We start from the raw sequence: 1,229 nt of genomic DNA on the forward strand, positions 1-1,229 counted from the left end.
CATCCTTGTTGGATTCCGATGCCGTCTTCGTAGCTGAAAGCGGTGTCGTAGGCGGCTGGCCCGATGAGCTCATCGGTAGGGGCTTGTGGCCTTGTTCTGGGCGGGTTCCAGTGGGCTTCGGTGACGAAGCTCCAGGGGTCGCGGGGGTGTTCGGTGTGCTGGTAGAGCAGCCAGTCGACGCCGCGGCGGGCATGGTCGGCGGTGAGTCCGCGGTGGTGTCTGAGGAAGTCCTTGATTGCTTTGTTCGGACCGCCTTCTAACGGGTTCGTGGTCGCAGCAACAGGTTTCGGTGCGTCGGGATCTAGCCAGGTGAACAGTTCGTTGTCGGCCAGGAGCCCGGTGATCAGTTTGTGTGCGCGTCGGGTTCGAATGTGGGTGTGCCACCATTTCTGGTTCGGATTCGCGTGCGCTGGCCGGGGTGTGTTCTTCCCGGCGTAGGTGCGGTGATTGAGAAACGTCTGCCAGGTCGCTTCCCAGCTGAGGAACGAGGCCGTCCAGGCGGCTGCTTCATCCAGGCTGCTCACGGTGGAAAGGGCCTTGTACAGGGCTAGGAGTTGCTGGTTGGCTGGCAGTTTCGGTGTGCGTGTCAGATGCCGGTGGGCGGCGTTACGGATGTGGAAGAAGCAGCGTTGGATCTTCGTATCCGGCCAGCAGTTCTTCAAAGCCTTCCGCAACGGCCCGTTGCCATCGACGATCGCGTAGGCCGGTGCCGGGATCCGGGCCAGTAGCGCTGTCCAGGAGGCAAGCTTTTCCCGGTCGCACCACTGCCAGTCGATGACATGGCAGCCGGTATGAGCGATGAGGACGCACCAGCCGTTGAAATAGGTGCCATCGAGCATGATCTGGTGATGGATTTCGCCAGTCGGCACGATGGTCGGTGTGACGTTCCAGCACCAAGCCGTTCGGCGTCTAAACGTCGATGCGCTCACGTCGAGCCGGTTGATCCCAGCAGGACCGGACAGCCAGGACAAGAACGCCTGGAACTCAGCGTGCCGGGTGATATCCGGCCGGTGTTGGGTTGTCGAAGCGCCGCAGGATTTGCAGCGCCAGCGCGTCCGTCCAGCGGTGGTCTTACCGTTCTTGACGAGCTTGTTTGCGCATACACCACATCGGGGCTGATTCCTAGAACCGGTCACCCCACATGCTTTCAGAGCATGTACACACCCCTGAAGCCCTACGGACTACTGGCCAAGACCCCTATCCTGTACACACAAAATGAGTATTAACCC

General features: G+C 60.8%; 1 protein-coding gene. It reads right to left on the minus strand.

The features are described from left to right. A partial coding sequence (locus M3B11_RS13275; RefSeq protein WP_259877943.1) for an IS1249 family transposase occupies positions 1–1,136 on the minus strand: 1,136 nt, incomplete at its 3' end. Between the last annotated feature and the right edge of the window lie 93 nt (positions 1,137–1,229).

The organism is Brevibacterium sp. p3-SID960 (assembly GCF_025144725.1).
Classification (GTDB): Bacteria; Actinomycetota; Actinomycetes; order Actinomycetales; family Brevibacteriaceae; genus Brevibacterium.